The sequence below is a fragment of the Dactylosporangium sp. NPDC006015 genome (assembly GCF_040614215.1).
In the GTDB taxonomy this organism is placed as follows: Bacteria; Actinomycetota; Actinomycetes; order Mycobacteriales; family Micromonosporaceae; genus Dactylosporangium; species Dactylosporangium maewongense.
Genome location: NZ_JBEXUD010000010.1, coordinates 134,244 through 153,322 on the forward strand (window position 1 = coordinate 134,244; position 19,079 = coordinate 153,322).

Genomic DNA, 19,079 nt, shown 5'->3' on the forward strand with positions numbered 1-19,079 from the left:
GCGCGTCGGTCTGAGCCCTGCGCGTCGGCCTGAGCCCTGCGCGTCGGCCTGCGCCCGGCGCGTCGACCGGCCCCGGCCGCGTGGCGGCCCGAGCCTGCGTATCGGCCAGCCCCCGGCCGGGCGGCGACCCGACCCTGCGCCGGGTCAGAGCCGGGGGGTCTGGCGGCCCGAGGCCGCGTGGCGGACAGGGCTCGGCCGCGCGGCGACCCAGGCCGTACATCGGGAGCAGGCGGATGCGGGGCGGCACAAGCCGCGCGTCGGTGAGGGCGCACCCAGCGGAGCGGCGGCGCGCACCGGCGTGCGGCGGGTGTCAGCGGATGCGGCCGCGGCGGGTGGCGAGGAAGGCCTCGATGCGGCGCTGGTTGCGGCCGCCGCTGCTCAGGCCGCGGCGGGCCTTGTTGTAGAGCCAGATGCCTCCGCCGACCACGGCCGCGCCGACGATGAGGTAGAACGCGACGCTCATGAGCACCTTGAACAGCCAGATGGCGAGCGCGCCGACGACGAACAGCCCGACGATGACGGCGGCGGCCGCTGCGAGGAATCGACCCATGCATCCAATGTGCGCCCGCCGGGGCGGTGCGCGCATCGGGGATGTCACCGAATTTATGCGGAGAGGGCGGCGTAGTGGCCGTCGGCCTGGAGGAGGGTGGTGTGGGTGCCGCGCTCGACGACGCGGCCGTGGTCGACGACGAGGATCTGGTCGGCGTCGCGGACGGTGGAGAGGCGGTGGGCGATGGTGATCGTGGTGCGGCCCTCGGCGAGGGTGTCGAAGGCGCGCTGGACGGCGCGCTCGGTCTCGGTGTCCAGGGCGCTGGTGGCCTCGTCGAGCACGAGGATGCGCGGGTCGCGCAGCAGGGTGCGGGCGATCGCGATGCGCTGCTGCTCGCCGCCGGAGAAGCGGTAGCCGCGGGAGCCGACCATGGTGTCGTAGCCGTCGGGGAGGCGGGTGATGAGGTCGTGGATCTGCGCGGCCTTCGCCGCCTCGACGACCTCGAGGTCGGTGGCGCCGGGCTTCGCGTAGCGCAGGTTCTCGCGGATGGTGGTGTGCAGCAGGTACGTCTCCTGGCTGACGACGCCGACGACCGCCGCGAGGTCGGCGAGGCGGACGTCGCGCAGGTCGACGCCGTCGATGGTGATCCGGCCGCCGGTGGGGTCGTGCAGGCGGGCGATGAGCGACGCGATCGTGCTCTTGCCGGAGCCGGTCTCGCCGACGAGGGCGAGGGAGGTGCCGGCGGGCACGTCGAGGCTGACCCCGGCGACGGCGGCGGCGTCGCTGCCCGGGTACGTGAAGGTGACGTCCTCGAAGCGCAGGTGGCCGCGGGTGCTGGCGCGGGGCAGCGGCACCGGGTCGGCGGGGTCGTCGACCTCGACGGGCAGGTCGAGGTATTCGAAGATCCGCGCGAAGAGCGCCAGGCTGCTGGCGATGGAGACGCTGACCCCGAGCAGGCCCATGAGCGGCCGGAAGAGCGCGGACTGCAGCGCGGTGAACGCGACCAGCGTGCCGATGCTCAGCGAGCCGGCGGTCAGCGGCAGGCCGGCGCTGAGGTAGATGACGGCGGGGATGGCCGCGAAGATGATGTTCATGGACGCCATCCGCCAGCGGCCGGCGAGCTCGGAGCGCAGCTCCAGGTCGATGAGCCGGGTCGAGGAGGCGGTGAACCGGTCCACGACGGCGGCGCCGGCGCCCATGGTCTTGCTGAGGCGCACGCCGCTGACGGAGAGACCTTCCTCGATGGTGACGTTGAGGTCGGCGAGCTCCCGCTGGCGCTGCGCGGTGATGTCGCGGCGCATCCCGGCGACCTTGCGGGTCACGTAGATCGCGGGGGGCAGCACGATGAGGGAGACCAGCGACAGCCGCCACGACAGCGCGGCCATGGCGACGGCGGTGGCGACGGTGGTGGTCAGGTTGGACGCGACCGAGGTCGCGGTCGAGGTGACGACGCTCTGCATGCCGCCGATGTCGTTGGTGATGCGGGACTGCACCTCGCCGGTGCGGGTGCGGGTGAAGAACCCGACGGACTGGCGCTGCAGGTGGGTGAACACGTCGGTGCGCAGCCGGTGCATGACCTGTTGGCCGACCTTGGTCGAGATCCAGGTCTGCACGACGCCGAGCGCGGAGGTGACGGCGGCGACGCCGACCATGCCGGCGACGAGCCAGGCGAGCAGCGTGGTGTCGCGCCGGGGGAGCGCGACGTCGATGACCTCGCGGAGCAGGAACGGGGTCGCCCCGCCGAGCGCGGAGGAGACGACGATGATGGCGACGACCGTGGCGAGGGGGCCGCGGTGTGCGGTGAAGAGGCGGCCGATGCGGGTCAGGGAGACGTTCTTGGCGCGGGCCTTGTCAGCGGTGCTGATCTCGCGCGGCGGCCGGGTCCGGTGCTGGGGTTCCAAGGGGGCTCGCTTTCTTTCGGGTAATGGTGAGGTTACCTCACTATGAGGCAGCAACACCAACCCCTGCTACCGTATTCCCGTGAAAGATGCCGACCGGTCCGGTGACGAGAGTCTCGCCGAGGTGTTCTGGAGCGTGGCCCGCCGCCTGCGGCACATGACGCACGAGACCCTCGAGCCGATCGGGATCACGCCCGGGCAGTCGCGCGCGGTGGCGGTGCTCATGCGGCACGGCGTCATGCGCCTGAGCGAGCTGTCCGACCACCTGCGGATCGCGCCGCGCTCGACCACCGAGGTCGTCGACGGGCTGCAGGAGCGCGGCCTGGTCGAGCGGCGCCCCGACCCGGCGGACCGGCGCGCCACCCTGGTCGCGCTCACCGACGCCGGGCAGGCGACCGCCGAGGCGATCCGCGCCGCCCGGCACGCCGAGGCCGAGCGCTTCTTCGCCGGCCTCGACGCCGAGGACCGCGAGACCCTCGGGCGGATCCTCAGGACGCTGAGGCCCTAGCCAGGAACAGGCTCCGCTCGCGCTCGTTGCGGGTCAGGGCCGCCGCCCGGGCGAACTCGGCCCGGGCCTCCTCGTGGCGGCCGAGGCGTTCGAGCAGGTCGCCGCGGGCCGCCGGCAGGTAGGGGTAGTTCGCCAGGGCGCCGTCGAGCTCGTCGAGCAGGGCCAGCCCCGCCGACGGGCCGGAGGCCATGCCGACCGCGACGGCGAGGTTCAGCCGTACCACGGCGGACGGCGCGACGTGAGCGAGCAGCCGGTACAGGGCGACGATGCGGTCCCAGTCGGTGTCCGCGGGGCGCGGCGCCCTGGCGTGGCAGGCGGCGATCGCGGCCTGCAGCCCGTAGGGCCCGAGCGTGCCGAGGGTCTCCGCCGCCGACAGCGCCGCCAGCCCGCGGCGGATCAGCAGCCGGTCCCACCGCCGCCGGTCCTGGTCCATGAGCAGCACCGGCGAGCCGTCCGCCGCCGTCCGCGCCGGGATCCGGGCGGCCTGCAACTCCATGAGGGCGCACAGCCCGTGCACCTCCGGCTCCGACGGCAGCAGCCCGGCCATGACCCGGCCGAGCCGGATCGCCTCCTCGCACAGCTGCGGGCGGGCCCAGTCGTCGCCGGCGGACGCCGAGTAGCCCTCGTTGAAGATCAGGTAGATCACGCCGAGGGCGGCGGTCAGGCGGGCCGGCAGCTCCGCGGGGGCGGGCAGCTCGAACGCGACGCCGGTGAGGGCCCGCTTGGCCCGCAGGATCCGCTGCGACACGGTCGCCTCGGTGGTCAGGAAGGAGCGGGCGATGGCGGCGGTACTGAGCCCGCCCAGCGTCCGCAGGATCAGCGCCACCTGCGACTCGGTGGTCAGCGCCGGGTGGCAGGCGGTCAGGATGAGGCGGAGCAGGTCGTCGCGCACGTGGTCGTCGACGTCGGGCTCCTCGTCGAGGGTCACGTCGGTGACGCCGATGACGGCGAGCTTGCGGTCGTGGTTGGCGCGGCGGCGCAGCGCGTCGACGGCGCGGTGCTTCGCCGTCGCCATCAGCCACGGGCCGGGATCGTCGGGCACGCCGCGCACCGGCCACTGCTCCAGGGCGATGACCAGCGCGTCCTGGGCGAGCTCCTCGGCGAGGCCGACGTCGCGCACGATCCTGGCCAGCCCGGCGACGAGCCGGGCCGACTCGATCCGGAAGACCGCCTCGACCGTGTCGCGAACGTCCACGACCGCCGATTATGCGGCAGACGCCGTCGTCAGCGGCGCCATGGGTTCGAGCCGCGGCGTGAATGTGACCGCACGGTTGCGTCCGCGGAGCTTCGCCGCGTACATGGCGACGTCCGCGTGGCGCATCAGGTCGCCGGCCCCGGTGCCGCCCACGGCGATCCCGACGCTCGCCCCGACGGTGACCGTGGCGGCCGGATCGGGGCTGCCGCCGCCCGCCCCGGTGATGACCATGGTGCCGTGGCCGTGGCCGTGACCGGGCATGGGGCCGGGTATGGGGACGGGGACGCCGACGGCGGCGATCACGGCCGCCGCCAGGTCCTCGGCGGCGGCCGGCGGGACGAGCAGCGCGAACTCGTCGCCGCCCATCCTCGCCACGACCTCGTCGCCGGCGCATTCGGCGAGCCGCGCCGCGATCGTGGCGAGGACCCGGTCGCCGGCCTCGTGGCCGTGGGTGTCGTTGACGGGCTTGAAGCCGTCGAGGTCCACGTACAGCAGCGCCACCGGCCGGCCCGTCTCCAGCCGCCGCTCCAGGGTGTCCAGCAGCAGCGCCCGGTTGGGCAGGCCGGTCAGCGGGTCGTGGTAGGCGCGGTGGCGCAGGTCGTCGACGAGCTCCGCGAGGCGCCGGTTGAGCAGCCGGTTGTCGCGCAGCGCGAGGACCTGCCGGACCAGGATCAGCACCGTCATCAGGATCATGAGCAGGAACAGCACGCCGTCGACGCGGCCGCCGCGCAGCGCGAGCTCGCCGACGCCGACGCACAGCGCCGCCCCGAACGGCAGGTACGGCAGGTGGTCCCAGGTCCGCTCCTCGGTGACCATGGAGACGGTGCCGTCGATCTCGTCGGCCCGGGGCGCGCCGATCCCGACGATCGCGAAGCCGAGGAACCAGCCGAGGTCGGTGGGGCCGCCGGGCCGGTACGTGCCGGCGAACACCTGCGAGGCGTAGGCGGTGTCGGCGGCGAACACGGTCAGCAGCCCGGCCGCCGCGATCGCCACAGAACGGCGGCGGGGTCCGCGGGTCTCGTACAGCATCAGCAGGGTGATGCTGCCGATGAGCACGTCGCCGAGCGGGTACGTGGCGGCGCTGAACGCGGCCGTCCCGCCGTCGCTCGCCCGGTACAGCGGCCCGAGCGCGACGGCCCAGCTGATGAAGCACAGGCTGGTGGCCATGATGAGCCCGTCGAGGACGGCGCGGACCGAGCCGAGGCGGCGGGTCGCCGCCATCCACGCCGCGCCGGCCGCCATCAGCAGCATCGCCGTGTTGAACGTCGCCGTCGCCAGCTGCGGCGCGTCGGCCAGCCACGCCAGCTGACCGCCGGACCAGACCATGAACCCGGCGGCGAGCAGCCGCAGCCCGATCCGCATCCGCCCGCGCGCCGGCACCGCCGACTGGAGCCAGCGCAGCCCGACACCGAAGGTCATCACGCACGTCGCCCAGCCGGTGTACGAGGCACCGGGGTGCTGGAGCACGACGACGAGCAGGGCGGCGGTGAGGACGGCGACGACCACGGTCTCACGCGAACGCATGCGCCACACCTCCCGTCGCGTCACCGGTCCGACGCTGTCCTATCGGCGCGGCGGGCCGGAACCGCGCGAAACGTGGCACGGTTCATATCCGTACCATCGACCGGGGTGAGCGGGACGGATGATCCACCTCCCGGACGCACCCGGACGCACCCAGACGCACCCAGACGCCCGGAACGGTGACGCCGGCACCGGCCGGACGGCTGGCGGCGGACGCCCGGCCGACCCGCGGATCCCGTCCGTTGGGCCGCGTCGCGGCGGCACCCCGGTGTGGGACGCTGCGGCCGTGCAGCGCAACGTCCCGAACTGGCTGGCCCTGCCGGGGGCCCTGGCGTTCGTCGTGTCGCTGGCCAGCTACCTGCAGGTGGCCAGGATCGAGGGCCCGCAGCTGGACGACCGCGACATCGAGGTGTACGTGCAGGCCGGCGCCGCGTTCCGGCACCACGCGCACGTCTACGACCTGGCGTTCACCGCCGGGCACTGGCCGTTCACCTACCCGCCGGTGACGCTGCTCGCCTTCGACGCGCTGTCCCGGCTCGGCAGCGCCCACGCCCTCGTCGCGCTCAACGCGCTGACCGTCGCCTCGCTCGTCGGGGTCTGCCTGCTCAGCCTCCGGATGGCCGGGCTGCGCGGCGGGCCTGGCGTCGCCGGTGCCGCGCTCACCCTCGCCGCCGGCGCCCTGTGGCTGGAGCCCGTCCAGGCGAACCTCAACGACGGCCAGATCAACATGATCCTGGTGCTGCTCGTCCTCGCCGACTTCGCGCTGCCGGACGGGCACCGGCTGCGGGGTGTGGCCGTCGGGGTGGCGACCGCGGCCAAGCTCGTGCCCGGGATCTTCATCGTGTACCTGCTGGTCACCCGCCGGTTCCGGGCCGCCGCGACGGCCACCGGGACGTTCGCCGCGCTGACGCTGCTCGGTTTCGCCACCGACGGGCGCGACTCGGCCCAGTACTGGTTCACCGGCATGTTCGCCAGCTCAGGCCGGGTCACGCAGGACAGCGCGCTCGGGGGGTCGCTGGACCAGTCGCTGCACACCCTCGCCGAACGCTGGACCGGCTCGACCGCCGTCTACTACGCCCTGGCCGCCGTCGTGGGGGTCCTCGGGTTCGCCGTCGCCCGCACCGCCCACCTCCGCGGCGAGGAGCTGGCCGGCGTCGCCTGCACCGCGCTCACCGGCCTGCTCGTCTCGCCGGTGTCGTGGACGTACCACTACGCCTGGATCGTGCCGGTGCTGGTCGCGACCGCCGCCGTCGTGGCGCAGGTCCCCGCCCGGCTGCGGTGGCTCGCCGCGGGGCTGCCCGGGCTGCTCGCGATGGCCTTCCTCGCCTGGCCGATGCAGGGCCGCGGCGATCGGATCGCCGCCCCGCGCGGCCTGCTGTGGCATCTACCCGACATCGAGGACCCCGCGACCTGGCACGGCGTGCAACGGCTGGTCGGCGACACGTACACCCTGGTCAGCGTCGCTCTGCTGGTCCTCGCGGCGGTGTGGTTGCGGCCGGGGAAAACCGCTGTCGGGGCGCCGGCGGGCGTGGCAGGTTCGACCGTGTGAATCAGCCCAGTCGCGCCCTCTCGGCAGCCTCCGAATACCTGCACCTGAACCGCGCCCAGTGGGACGAGCGGGCCCCCGCCCACGCCGCGTCGCCCGGCTACTCCCGGCAGCGGTTCCTCGACGACCCCGCCTTCCTCAGCGACGTCGTCCGCTTCGACCTGCCGCGGCTCGGCGACATCCGCGGCCTGCGCGCCGCGCACCTGCAGTGCCACATCGGCACCGACACGCTGTCGCTGCACCGCCTCGGCGCGGCGGTCACCGGTCTCGACTTCTCCGGCGCGTCGCTCGCCGAGGCCCGCGCCCTGGCCGCCGCGACCGGGGCGGACATCGGCTACGTCGAGGCCGACGTGTACGACGCGCCGCGGGTGCTCGAACCGGGCTCCTTCGACCTCGTGTACACCGGCATCGGCGCGCTCTGCTGGCTCCCGGACGTCCGCCGCTGGGCCGGGGTCGTCGCCGCGCTGCTGAAGCCCGGCGGCCGGCTGTTCATCCGCGAGGGCCACCCGATGCTGTGGGCCGTCGACGAGACCCGCCCCGACGGTCTCCTCGCGATCGACCAGGCGTACTTCGAACGGGAGGACCCCCTCGTGTGGGACGAGGACGGCACCTACGTCGAGACCGACACCGTCTTCCAGAGCACGACCACCCACCAGTGGAACCACGGCCTCGGCGAGATCGTCACCGCCGTCATGGACGCCGGCCTGGACCTCACCATGCTGCGGGAGCACGACAGCGCGCCGTGGGACGCCCTGCCCGGCCGCACCACCGCCGACGAGCACGGCGAACACCGCCTCACCGACCGGCCGTGGCGGCTGCCGCAGACGTACACCCTCCAGGCCCGGAAACGGTGACGCTCTAGAATCTGGGCTTCACCAGTCGTCGTTCCCCGGGAGTGCCGCGTGTCCGCTTCGCCGTCGTCCGAGGCCGTTTCCGAGGCTGCCCGCGCCGCCCGGGCCGCCGCGCCGTCACTCGCCGCGGCGCCGGCCAAGACGATCGACGAGGCGCTGCGCGGCATGGCCCGCCGCCTCGGCGGCGGCGCCCGCGAGGCGATCCTCGCCGCCAACCAGGAGGACCATGCGGCGGCGCGGGCCGGCGGGATGAGCGGCGGGCTGCTGGACCGGCTGAAGCTCGACGAGGCCCGGCTGACCGCGATGGCGGCCCAGCTCGACATCCTCGCCGGGGTCGAGGCCGAGCCGGCACAGCGCACCATCCGCACCCTCGACGGCGGCCTGGTCCTGCAGGAGTGGCGCCGGCCCGTCGGGGTCATCGGCGCCAACTACGAGGCCCGTCCCAACGTGACCGTCGACGTCGCGTCGCAGCTGGTCAAGTCGCAGAACGCGGGGGTGCTGCGGACCGGCTCCGCGGCCCTGGCGTCCGCGGTCGCGCTCATGGACGCCGTCGTCGCGCCCGCCCTCGCCGAGGCCGGCCTCGACCCCGCCGCCGTGCAGCTGGTGCGGGCGAAGGGCCGCGACAGCGCCGAGGCGCTCGTGTCGCAGCCCGGCCTCATCCCGCTCGTCATCCTCCGGGGCAGCGGCGACAGCACCCGCAGCCTCGCCGAGCGCGCCGCCCTGCACGGCGTGCGCACCCTCGCCCACGCCGACGGCGGCGGCGTCCTCTACCTCGACGAGGCCGCCGACCCGGCCAAGGCGGCCGCGCTCATCGACGCGGGCCTCGACCGGCTCGGCGTGTGCAACCGGCTCAACCTGCTGCTGGTCCACCAGGCGATCTGGGACGCGACCGTCCCCGGCGTCGTCGACGCGCTCGCCGCCCGCACCCCGGCGATCGCCGCGTCGCTGCCGCCGCACAGCCACGCCCTCGGCTACGAGTGGGCCCTCGACTCCGCCGGCGAGGCGACCGTCACGATCGCCCCGGTCTCCGACGTCCAGGAGGCGGCCCGCATCGCCAACGACGAGACGTCCGGGCTGGCGGCGGGGATCGTCACCGAGTCCACCGCCGCCGCACGGGAGTTCCTCGCCGCCTACGCCGGCACCGGCGCCTTCTGGAACGCGACCACCCGCCTCCTCGACGGGTTCAAGCTCCTCGCGCTGCCGGAGACGGGCATCAACATCGACCGGGTGCCGGGGCCGCGCGGTCCGGTGACCTTCCGCGACCTGTCGCTGCGCCAGTACGTGGTCGTGCCCGCCGACCGGGCGGGCGACGTCAGCGCCTGAGCCTCAGGACGTGGCGGCGGTGATCGTCGCGACCTCGGCCGGGGTCAGCGCGACCGACGCCGCCGCCACGTTCGACTCCAGGTGCGCCACCGACCCCGTCCCCGGGATCGGCAGCATCGCCGGCGACCGGGCGAGCAGCCACGCGAGCACGAGCTGCCGGGTCGTGATGCCGTACCGCGCGGCGATCTCCTCCACCGCCGTCACCCCGTCGAGGTTCTGGATCGGCGCCCACGGCAGGAACACGATGCTCTCCTGCTCGCACAGGTCGACCAGCGACTCGGAGCCGCGGTCGTCGACGTTGTAGCGGTTCTGGATCGAGACGACGGGGGTCAGCCGCTGCGCGACCCGCAGCTGCTCCTCCGTCACGTTCGACAGGCCGATGTGGCGGATCTTGCCGGCGTCCTTGAGCTCGACCAGCGCGCCGACCGAGTCCTCGAACGGCACATTCGGGTCCGGCCGGTGGAACTGGTACAGCGGGATCTGCTCCAGCCGGAGCTTCCGGAGGCTCCCGTCGAGCGCGCGGCGCAGGTGCGCGGGGTCGCCGTTCGACGTCCACTCGCCGGGCCCCGGCCGCTCCAGGCCGCCCTTCGTGGCGATCACGAGGTCGTCGGCGTAGGGGTGCAGCGCCTCCGCGATCAGCTCCTCGCTCACGTCGGGCCCGTAGGAGTTGGCGGTGTCGATGAAGTTGACGCCGAGCTCCACGGCGCGGCGCAGCACCGCCACCGCGTCGGCGCGGCTCGGCGGGTCGCCCCAGATGCCGGTGCCGGTGACGCGCATGGCGCCGAAGCCGAGCCGGTTGACGGTCAGGTCACCGCCGAGGTCGATGGTCCCGGCCGCCGCCGCGGCGTGCACGCTGGTCTGCTCTGACATGCGGATGGCTCTCCTCAGAACGGTATGGCAGGCAACCGTCCAAACGTAGCGCTGTGGCGAAGTACGGCTGGATTAGCGCGGAGAGGTATGGGTAAGGTGACCCTCCTCACGCCAACCGCCTGGGAGTCACGCCGACCGCTGGGAGTGATGTCATGAACGCACAGGACCCGACCGGGGTGGATCCCGACAGCCCCGAGGGCCAGGCCAGGGCGGCCGCGCGGCGCGAGTACGAACAGGCGCAGAGCCGCGCCGTGCACGAGCAGCGCGGTGGGCGCATCGACGACGGCGCGGTCGACTCGACCGGCCAGCTGGTCCGCGAGCCGCGCCGGGCGACTCAGCTCGACGAGGACATCTGAGCCAGGCGGGTCTCGCGCTTCACCGCGTACATGCGGGCGTCGGCGCGCCGCAGCAGCGCTTCCGCGGCCCGCGGGTCGCCGTCGACGACGCCGACGCTCGCCCGCACCAGCAGCCGGTGGCCCTGCACGGGCACCGGCACGTCCAGCAGGTCCAGGAACCTGCGGGCGACGGCCTCGGCGGCCCGCGCGCCGGAGCCCGGCAGCAGCACCGCGAACTCGTCGCCGCCGATGCGGGCCGCCGTCCCGCCGGCCGGCACGCTGGCGGCGAGCCGCTCCGCGACCGCCACGAGCACCGCGTCCCCGGCGTGGTGGCCGTGGGTGTCGTTGATCATCTTGAAGTCGTCGAGGTCGACGAGGAGCACCGCCGCGACCGTGTGGCCGGCTGTGTTGCCGGCTGTGTTGTCGAGGGAGGGCGCCGCCGCGGCGGCGAGCCGCGCGTCGAACAGCGCCCGGTTCGCCAGGCCCGTCAGTCCGTCGTGGGTCGCCTGGTGCCGCAGCTCGTCCTGCAGCAGCCGGGCCTGCGTGGCGTCGCGGGCGTTGCTGACGTAGCCGCCGACGCTCGGCAGGTGCAGCAGGTTGCGGCTCACGACGTCCAGCCACCGCCACGAGCCGTCGGCGTGCGCGTACCGCACCTGGTAGCTCACCGACGCGTTCGGGGCGGCCCGCAGCGTGTCCATCGCCGCCGCGAACGCCGGCAGGTCGTCGGGGTGCACGTGCGACATGACGGTCGTGCCGAGCACCGCCGCGGGTGACTTGCCCAGCAGGCGCTCCGTCGCCGGGGTCACGTAGGTGAGCGCGCCGGTGGCGTCGACGACCGAGGTGATGTCGGTCGAGTGGGCCAGCAGCGACCGGAAGCGTTCCTGCTGCGCGCCGAGCTCCGCGAGCAGCGCCGCGTTCTCCCGGAACGCCAGCAGCTGCCGGGTCACGACCAGGACGGTGGTCGCGGCGAGACCGCCGAGCAGCAGCCACACGTCGGGGCCGAGCCCGTCGCGCAGCACGACCGGCAGCGCCGCGAAGAGCCCGGCGAGGGTCGTGTACGGCAGCAGGCTGTAGGGCCGCCGGGTCCGCTGCGTGGACCGCTGGTCCAGCCGCACCGAGTGCTCCTGCAGCCGCGGCGCGACGGCGAGCAGCAGCGCCGGCAGCACCTGCGCGGCCAGCAGCAGCCGCAGGTGCCGGCCGTCGGCGGTGACGAGCGATCCGACGAACCCCTGGATCACGGCCGCGGCCACCATCGGCGCCGCCGCCAGCACGCTCAGCGGCGCGTTGCCGCTGAGCACCAGCTTCACCGCCGCGAACCCGGCGAACGCGATGATCACGGTGCCGAGCAGCAGCGCGACCGGGGAGCCGCCGGCCTGCGGCAGGAACAGCAGCCAGATGAGCACCACGGCGCCGATCATCACCGACCCGGCGTCCAGCCAGAACCGCGGCGTCGTCAGGGGCGCCGGGTGGCTGAGCATGACCCAGATGAGCCAGCCGGCACCGGCGAGGATCGCCACGGCCTGGAACGAGTTCGGCACCGCCGCCGCCGGCCCCGGGTGCGTCCACGCGACGACGGTCTGGCTGAGGTCGCCGGCGACGAAGAACACCGCGGCGTTCGCCGCCTGCCGCCAGAACCGGCGCGCGTCCCCCGACAGCTGCGGCAGCGCCGCGACCCGCCGCGCGAACACCCAGATCAGCAGGTCGGACACCGGCAGCACGGTCCAGAACAGCCGGACCCCGCCGGCGCCGGTCAGCAGGCAGCCGACGACGACCACCGCGGCCGCGGCGATCGCGAGCAGGGCACGGTCGCGCCGCAGGTGCCCGATCACGGGGTCAGCGCCGGATTGAGGCGCAGGAACGCGGCCTCGACGTGCGCGACCGGCCCCGGCTTGGCGAAGTGGTAGCCCTGCGCGAGCCGGCAGCCGAGGTCGTGCAGCAGCCGCGCCTGCTCCTGGGTCTCGATGCCCTCCGCGATCGCGGGCAGCTGCCGGCTGGTGCCCAGCTGCAGCACCGCGCGGGTGAACGCGTGGTCGCCGCCCGCGGCGTCGGCGGGGTCCGCCGGCACGAACGACCGGTCGATCTTCAGGATGTCGACGGGCAGCTGGGTGAGGTACGACAGCGACGAGTACCCGGTGCCGAAGTCGTCGATCGCGACCCGGATCCCGTGCTCGCGCAGCCCGTCGAGGGCGGCGAGCAGCGGCGCCGCGTCGTCGGCGACACCGACGAACACCGACTCGGTGATCTCCAGGACGAGCGCGGACGCCGGCAGCCCGGTCCGGGCGAGGGTCCGCAGCACCTGCTCGGCGAAGCCGGGCTCGGCGAGCTGCCGCACCGACACGTTCACCGTCAGCGACGCGCCGTGCCGGTCGTGCCACGCCTTCGCGTCCCGGCACGCCTGGTCCAGGACCCACGCGCCGATCGGCACGATCATCCCGGTCTCCTCGGCGACGGGGATGAAGTCCAGCGGCGGCACCGGCCCGCCCGCCGGCGTCCAGCGCAGCAGCGCCTCGACCGCCACGATCCGCGCCGACGGCAGCTCCACCACCGGCTGGTAGTGCACGGCCAGCTCGCCGCGGTCGATCGCGTGCCGCAGCCCGGCGCTGATGCGGGTGAACGTCTCGCGGGCCGTGCGCAGCTCCGGCCGGTACACGCTGACCCGGTCCCGCCCGGAGCGCTTCGCCGCCCGCAGCGCCAGCTCGGCGTCGGCGACCGCGTCGCGGGGCGCGGCCTTCGCCGCGAGGTGCACCAGCCCGAGGCTCGCCGTCAGGTGCACCGTCCGCCCGCCGACGGTGAGCGGCGCCTTGAGCTCCGCTCGCAGGTGCTCGGCGAGGTGCGCGGCCCGCAGCTGCTCGACGTCCTCGACGAACAGCGCGAACTCGTCGCCGCCGAGCCGCGCGAGCGTGTCCGAGGGCGCGGCGAGCTGCCGCAGGAGGGCGGTGACCGCGACGAGGACCTCGTCGCCGAAGGCGTGCCCGTGCGCGTCGTTGACGTCGGTGAACCGGTCCAGGTCCAACAGGATCAGCGCGTGCCGGCCCTGCTCGGCCCGGGTCAGCGCCCACTCCATCCGCTGGGTCAGCAGCGCCCGGTTGGCCAGGCCGGTCGTCGGGTCGTGCAGGGCGCCGTGCCGCAGCTGGTGCTCCAGCGCCTCGCGCTCCACCAGCGCGTCGGACAGCTCCCGCCCGCGCCGCTCCAGCTCGCCCGCGTGCGCGTCGAGCTCGCCGGAGCGCCGCTGCGCGACCCTGGCCAGGCCGCCGAGGCGCAGCACCAGCAGCAGCGACAGGGCGGCGGACAGCAGCGCCGGCACGTACAGGTGGTCGTTGCCGGCGGTGCCCCGCTGCACGACGAACGCGACCGGCCCGATCACCGCGGCGCCGGCGAACATGAGGATCCGGGGGTGGGAGGCCACCTCGGCGTCCACCTGCGGCCGCCGCTCCTGCGGCCGCCGCTCCTGCGGCCGCCGCTCCTGCGTCTGCCGCTCCTGCGGTTGCTTTTCCGGCCGGTGCCGCGGCAGGGCGGCGAGGCCCAGCGCCAGGTATGACAGCAGCCACAGCACGTTGTCCAGCAGCGCCACCGACCGGGTCGCGCCGGTCGCGGCGTGCGCGAAGAAGATGAAGTTCGCCGCCAGCAGCAGGCCCAGGGCCAGCAGCACGAGCCGGTTCGCCGGGTCGCGCATCGCGCCGGCGAACAGCACCCGCACCCCGGCCGCGAACAGCACCAGGTCGCACACCGGGTACAGCAGCGCCAGCGCCGTCGCGCCCGGCCCGCCCGGGTCGGCGTGGTGCAGGTACGGGTGCAGCAGCATCATCCAGTCGACGAGCGCCAGCCCGGCCGCGATGATCGACGCGTCCAGCAGGGCGGTGCGGGCCCGCCCGCCCGCCGCGCGGATCAGGCCGGCGATCAGCAGGCCGTAGGACGCCAGGTAGCCGATGTCGTTCCAGGACGGGAACGGGACCGTGCCCTTGCTCAGCCCTTCGGCGCCCCATGCCAGGTCGGCGCCGAGCCGGACCGCGAACCCGGCCGCGACCAGCCGCCACGGCCCGCGTGCCCGGGCGCGCTCCCGCCACATGCGCGCGAGCAGGGGCGACGCGCACACGAGCGCGGTGAGCAGCCAGATCACCCGCCCGAGCCGGCCGTCGGTCACCGCCGATGCGGCGATCCCGGCCGCACCGGCGGTGAGCAGCACCCATCTCGTCGTGTGCACGCGCGCCTCCGCTCGGTGATCGGGTTACGTCGAGTGCACCCGCGGGTGGTTGCGGCGCGGTTGCCCAGGTCGTTGCCGTGTGGTTCCGCGGTGAAGCGGGCATGGAATACACATGCGGTGCTTGAGCGGGCGGTACCACCTCGGCGCGAAACTCGGCGAGGGCGGCATGGCGAGTGTCTGGCGGGCGCACGACGACGTCCTCGACCGGGACGTCGCGGTCAAGCTGCTCACCCCCGAGCACGCCGCCGACCCCGAGGCGTTCGACCGCGCCCGCAACGAGGCCCGCTCCGGCGCCCGCTTCGCCCACCCCAACGTGGTGGCCGTCTACGACTTCGGCACGTCCCGCCGCGGCGGCCGGGGCACCGCGTACCTGGTGATGGAGCTCGTCGAGGGCCCGCTGCTCGTCGACGCGATGCGCGCCGGCCCCCTCGACTGGCAGGTCGCGGTCAGGATCTGCGCCGAGGTCGGCGCGGGCCTCGCCGCCGCGCACGGCCACGGCATCGTCCATCGCGACGTGAAGCCGGCGAACGTCGTGCTGACCCCCGCCGGCGCGAAGATCCTCGACTTCGGGGTCGCCGTCCCCGTCGGCCACCCGTCGGAGCGGATCGTGTTCGGCACCCCCGCGTACCTGGCCCCGGAGCGCCTCGACACCGGGCCCGCCAGCCCCGCCACCGACGTCTACGCCCTCGGTGTCCTGCTCTACCAGTGCCTGACCGGCCGCATCCCGTGGCCGGCCAGCACCGACGAGCAGGTCCTGCGCGCCCACCGGTTCACCCCGCCGGAGGCGCTGCCGCCGATCCCGGGCCTGCCCCCGGAGATCGCCGAGCTGTGCACGTCATGCCTGTCGAAGGTCCCCGAGTGCCGGCCGACGGCGGTCGCCCTCGCCCTGATCCTGGCCGCCGCCGTCGACGTGTCGGTCCACGTCCCGCCGGTTCTGACGCACCGGCCGCGCCCGCTGCCCCACGCGCTGGACGCCCCGACGCTCGCGACCGATGTCATCGGATGAATCTCGAAAGGCCAGCCCTTGTGTTTCGTGGCTTGCGCCTGATACACATCAAACCTCCGATGTATTTGGGGGTCTTGTGCGAGGAGAATTCGACGGGCTCGCCGCCGTCGTCACCGGGGGCGCGTCCGGGATCGGGCTCGCCACGGCGCTGCACCTGGCCGAGCGCGGCGCCCGCGTCGCCTGCCTCGACCTGCGGCCCGGCGAGCTGCCCGAGCCGCTGATCGGCATCACCGCCGACGTGTCCGACGACGCCACCGTGCGGGCCGGCATCGCCGCCGCCGCCGAACGGCTCGGCGGCATCGACATCCTGGTCAACAACGCGGGCATCGGGGCCATCGGCACCGTGGAGAGCAACCCCGACGACGAGTGGCACCGGGTCCTCGACGTCAACGTCGTCGGCCTGGTCCGGGTGAGCCGGGCCGCGCTGCCGCACCTGCGCCGCTCCGCGCACCCCGCGATCGTCAACACCTGCTCGATCGCCGCCCACGCCGGCCTGCCCGACCGGGCCCTCTACAGCGCCAGCAAGGGCGCCGTGCAGGCGCTGACCGCGGCGATGGCCGCCGACCACGTCCGCGAAGGCATCCGGGTCTGCTGCGTCAACCCCGGCACCGCCGACACGCCCTGGGTGCGCCGGCTCCTCGACCAGGCCGCGGACCCCGCCGCGGAGCTCGCGGCGCTCAAGACCCGCCAGCCGACCGGCCGCCTGGTCAGCGCCGAGGAGGTCGCGCACGCCATCGCCTACCTCGCCAGCCCCCTCGCCGGGGCGACCACCGGCACCGTGCTGTCCGTCGACGGCGGCATGCACGGCCTGCGACTGCGACCCCCGGCGTGAAGCTCGGGCTCGGCTGCGCCCAGCTGGGCAACCTGTACCACGAGATCGACGACGAGCGGGCGCACGCGACCGTCGACGCCGCCTGGGACGCCGGGGTGCGGCTCTTCGACACCGCGCCGCACTACGGGCTCGGCCTGTCGGAGCGGCGGCTCGGCGAGGCGCTGCGGGGGCGGCCCCGCGACCAGTACACCGTCAGCACCAAGGTCGGCAGGCTCCTCGTCGGCGACCCGTCCTACGCCGGCGGCATGGACACCGAAGGGTTCGTGGTGCCCGCCACCCACCGGCGGGTCTGGGACTTCAGCCGCGACGGGATCCGCCGCTCCCTGGAGGCCAGCCTGGCCCGGCTCGGCCTCGACCGGATCGACGTGGCGCTGCTGCACGACCCCGAGCAGCATCCGGAGGTCGCGCTGCGCACCGGCTTCCCGGCTCTCGCCGAACTGCGCGCGGAAGGCGTCGTCGGCGCCATCGGCGCCGGGTCGAAGGACGCCGCGGTGCTGACCCGCGTCGTCGTCGAGTGCACCCCAGACGTCGTCCTCGTCGCCGGCCGCCACACGCTGCTCGACCAGACCGCCAAGGAGCGGCTGCTGCCGGCGTGCAAGGCGGCGGGGGTCCAGGTGTACAACGCGGGCGTGTTCAACAGCGGGCTCCTGGCGCTGCCCGACCCGCGCGCCGACCTGCCCTACGAGTACGCCACCGCACCCGCCGCGCTCGTCGCGAAGGCCCGCGAGCTCGCCGCCGCCTGCGACCGGCACGGCACGACGCTGCCGGCGGCGGCGCTCGCCTTCGCCGCCACGGACCCGGCCGTCACCGCCGTCGTCGTCGGCGCCGACTCCCCGGAGCAGGTGCGCCGCAACGCCGCGCTCGCCGGCACCCCGCCGCCCGCGTCGCTGTGGCCGGCGCTGCGGGAGGCCGGGCTGCTGTGACGGTCATCGACGCGCACCACCACCTGTGGGACCTGGACGGCGGGTACACCTGGCTCGACGACCCCTCGCTCGCCCCGATCCGCCGCACGTTCACCCCCGCGGACCTGGAGGCCGAGCTGGCCGCGGCGGGGGTGTCGCACACCGTCCTCGTCGAGGGCGGCCGCTGCGACGCCGACGAGGCCGCGGTGCTGCTCAGGCACGCCCTCGACACCCCGTCGATCGCCGGCGTGGTCGCCTGGGCCGACCCCGTGGACCTGCCCCTGTCGCGGTACCGGGAGCTGCCGGGCGCGCAGCACCTGGTGGGGCTGCGCGCACAGGTGCAGGCCGAGCCGGCCGGCTACCTGGACCGGCCGGACGTCCGCGACGGGCTGCTGGCGATCGGTGCCGCCGGCCTCGCCTTCGACCTGGTCGTCCGGCACGACCAGCTCGCGGAGGCGGCCCGCCTCGCCCGGGACCTGCCCGACGTCCGGTTCGTCCTGGACCACCTCGGGAAGCCCGCGATCAGCTCCGGCGGGCTCGACCCGTGGCGGCGCGACCTGGCGCTCCTGGCCGGGTGCCCGAACGTCACGGCGAAGCTGTCAGGGCTGGTCACCGAGGCCGACCGGACCACCTGGACCGCGGCGGACCTGGCCCCGTACGTGCGGGCCGCCGTCGAACTGTTCGGACCCGCACGGCTCATGTTCGGGTCGGACTGGCCCGTCTGTCTGCTCGCAGCCTCGTACCGACGCGTCCTCGACACCATGCGGGACCTGCTGCGCGACGTGCTGCTGGACACGGACGACGCGGGTCGCGCGGCAATCTTCGCCGGGACCGCCACCGCGGTCTACCGGCTGGACATCGGCACGGCGGGCGATACAGTCGCCCCGGAGGAATCCATGAGGGAAACATGGCACTGACCGACGAGGCGATCGACAAGATCAAGGGCATGATCACCTCCGGTGAGCTCGGCCCCGGCGACCGGCTGCCGAAGGAGGCCGACCTCGCCGAGCGGCTCGGCCTGTCCCGCAACTCGCTGCGCGAGGCGGTCAAGGCGCTGTCGATGATCCGCGTCCTGGACGTCCGGCAGGGCGACGGCACCTACGTCACCAGCCTCGCCCCGGACCTGCTCCTCGACGCGCTGAGCTTCGTCGTCGACTTCCACCGCGACGACACCGTCCTGCAGTTCCTCGAGGTGCGCCGGATCCTGGAGCCCGCCGCGACCGCCCTCGCCACCGAGCGGATGACCCCCGCCGACGTCGCGAAGCTGCAGACGGTGCTCGACCAGCTCGGCGACGACCCGACGATCGAGGCGCTCGTCGCCAACGACCTGGAGTTTCACCGGCAGATCGCGGCCGGCTCCGGCAACGCTGTGCTGTGCTCCCTCATCGACGGGCTGTCCGGCCCCACGACCAGGGCCAGGATCTGGCGCGGCCTCACCCAGGAGGGCGCCGCCGAACGGACCCGCGAGCAGCACCAGGCGATCGTCGACGCGATCGGCGCCCGCCAGCCGGAGCTCGCCCGCTCCTGGGCGACGATCCACGTCGCGGGCGTGGAGGAGTGGCTGCGCCGCGCGCTGTGAACCGTGCCGCGGGCCGTCGTTC

Annotated in this window: 17 protein-coding genes; 10 read left to right on the forward strand and 7 right to left on the reverse strand. The window is 74.5% G+C overall.

The features are described from left to right. Positions 1 to 310 precede the first annotated feature (310 nt). Positions 311 to 550: a hypothetical protein gene (locus ABZ321_RS19880; RefSeq protein ID WP_344502670.1), complete on the reverse strand. Its 240-nt coding sequence runs from the start codon at positions 548 to 550 to the stop codon at positions 311 to 313. Positions 551 to 603: 53 nt separating this feature from the next. Beyond that, positions 604 to 2,391: an ABC transporter ATP-binding protein gene (locus ABZ321_RS19885; RefSeq protein WP_354893084.1), complete on the reverse strand. Its 1,788-nt coding sequence runs from the start codon at positions 2,389 to 2,391 to the stop codon at positions 604 to 606. Positions 2,392 to 2,545: 154 nt separating this feature from the next. Between ABZ321_RS19885 and ABZ321_RS19890 the strand changes: the two genes are divergently transcribed. Then, the gene (locus tag ABZ321_RS19890) at positions 2,546 to 2,896 is read left to right on the forward strand and encodes a MarR family transcriptional regulator (protein ID WP_344502806.1); all 351 of its coding nucleotides are present in this window, start codon (positions 2,546 to 2,548) and stop codon (positions 2,894 to 2,896) included. On the opposite strand, the gene ABZ321_RS19895 is transcribed toward ABZ321_RS19890, so the two are convergent. Further along, a complete protein-coding gene (locus ABZ321_RS19895) occupies positions 2,877 to 4,091 on the reverse strand; it encodes a sigma-70 family RNA polymerase sigma factor (protein WP_344502668.1) in 1,215 nt (404 codons plus the stop codon). The two genes, ABZ321_RS19890 and ABZ321_RS19895, sit on opposite strands and share 20 nt — an antisense overlap. 9 nt (positions 4,092 to 4,100) lie before the next feature. Beyond that, complete coding sequence (locus ABZ321_RS19900) at positions 4,101 to 5,615, reverse strand: GGDEF domain-containing protein (protein WP_354893087.1); 1,515 nt, start codon at positions 5,613 to 5,615, stop codon at positions 4,101 to 4,103. A gap of 283 nt (positions 5,616 to 5,898) precedes the next feature. Between ABZ321_RS19900 and ABZ321_RS19905 the strand changes: the two genes are divergently transcribed. From ABZ321_RS19905 to ABZ321_RS19915, 3 genes are read left to right on the forward strand one after another with little or no spacing between them, the layout of a single operon-like run. Beyond that, a complete protein-coding gene (locus tag ABZ321_RS19905; RefSeq protein WP_354893090.1) occupies positions 5,899 to 7,161 on the forward strand; it encodes a glycosyltransferase 87 family protein in 1,263 nt (420 codons plus the stop codon). Continuing rightward, on the forward strand, positions 7,158 to 8,012 hold the full coding sequence (locus tag ABZ321_RS19910) for a methyltransferase domain-containing protein (protein WP_354893093.1): 855 nt from the start codon (positions 7,158 to 7,160) through the stop codon (positions 8,010 to 8,012). Before ABZ321_RS19905 ends, ABZ321_RS19910 begins: the two co-directional genes overlap by 4 nt. A 48-nt stretch (positions 8,013 to 8,060) precedes the next feature. After that, a complete protein-coding gene (locus ABZ321_RS19915) occupies positions 8,061 to 9,332 on the forward strand; it encodes an aldehyde dehydrogenase family protein (RefSeq protein ID WP_354893096.1) in 1,272 nt (423 codons plus the stop codon). Positions 9,333 to 9,335: 3 nt separating this feature from the next. Here ABZ321_RS19915 and ABZ321_RS19920 read toward each other — a convergent pair whose 3' ends face one another. Further along, complete coding sequence (locus ABZ321_RS19920) at positions 9,336 to 10,202, reverse strand: aldo/keto reductase (RefSeq protein WP_354893099.1); 867 nt, start codon at positions 10,200 to 10,202, stop codon at positions 9,336 to 9,338. 152 nt (positions 10,203 to 10,354) lie between these two features. Here ABZ321_RS19920 and ABZ321_RS19925 point away from each other — a divergent pair, with 152 nt between their 5' ends. Next, positions 10,355 to 10,558 (forward strand): hypothetical protein, encoded by a 204-nt coding sequence (locus ABZ321_RS19925; protein WP_344502661.1) that lies wholly within the window; start codon positions 10,355 to 10,357, stop codon positions 10,556 to 10,558. On the opposite strand, the gene ABZ321_RS19930 is transcribed toward ABZ321_RS19925, so the two are convergent. Further along, positions 10,537 to 12,366 carry a diguanylate cyclase gene (locus tag ABZ321_RS19930; RefSeq protein ID WP_354893103.1) on the reverse strand — a complete coding sequence of 610 codons (1,830 nt, stop codon included), beginning with the start codon at positions 12,364 to 12,366 and terminating at the stop codon, positions 10,537 to 10,539. The two genes, ABZ321_RS19925 and ABZ321_RS19930, sit on opposite strands and share 22 nt — an antisense overlap. Next, on the reverse strand, positions 12,363 to 14,738 hold the full coding sequence (locus tag ABZ321_RS19935; RefSeq protein ID WP_354893106.1) for a bifunctional diguanylate cyclase/phosphodiesterase: 2,376 nt from the start codon (positions 14,736 to 14,738) through the stop codon (positions 12,363 to 12,365). Before ABZ321_RS19935 ends, ABZ321_RS19930 begins: the two co-directional genes overlap by 4 nt. 112 nt (positions 14,739 to 14,850) lie before the next feature. On the opposite strand from ABZ321_RS19935, the gene ABZ321_RS19940 reads away from it, so the two are divergent. The 5 genes from ABZ321_RS19940 (at position 14,851) to ABZ321_RS19960 (ending at position 19,057) form a co-directional block, all read left to right on the forward strand. After that, positions 14,851 to 15,744, forward strand: coding sequence for a serine/threonine-protein kinase (locus ABZ321_RS19940; RefSeq protein ID WP_354893109.1), 894 nt, complete (start codon positions 14,851 to 14,853; stop codon positions 15,742 to 15,744). Between the two features lie 76 nt (positions 15,745 to 15,820). Beyond that, positions 15,821 to 16,576 carry an SDR family oxidoreductase gene (locus ABZ321_RS19945; protein ID WP_344502657.1) on the forward strand — a complete coding sequence of 252 codons (756 nt, stop codon included), beginning with the start codon at positions 15,821 to 15,823 and terminating at the stop codon, positions 16,574 to 16,576. After that, on the forward strand, positions 16,573 to 17,499 hold the full coding sequence (locus ABZ321_RS19950) for an aldo/keto reductase (protein ID WP_354893112.1): 927 nt from the start codon (positions 16,573 to 16,575) through the stop codon (positions 17,497 to 17,499). The genes ABZ321_RS19945 and ABZ321_RS19950 overlap by 4 nt, the downstream gene beginning before the upstream one ends. Next, positions 17,496 to 18,395, forward strand: coding sequence for an amidohydrolase family protein (locus ABZ321_RS19955; protein WP_354893115.1), 900 nt, complete (start codon positions 17,496 to 17,498; stop codon positions 18,393 to 18,395). Before ABZ321_RS19950 ends, ABZ321_RS19955 begins: the two co-directional genes overlap by 4 nt. Beyond that, the gene (locus tag ABZ321_RS19960; RefSeq protein WP_344502654.1) at positions 18,386 to 19,057 is read left to right on the forward strand and encodes a FadR/GntR family transcriptional regulator; all 672 of its coding nucleotides are present in this window, start codon (positions 18,386 to 18,388) and stop codon (positions 19,055 to 19,057) included. The genes ABZ321_RS19955 and ABZ321_RS19960 overlap by 10 nt, the downstream gene beginning before the upstream one ends. Positions 19,058 to 19,079: the final 22 nt, after the last annotated feature.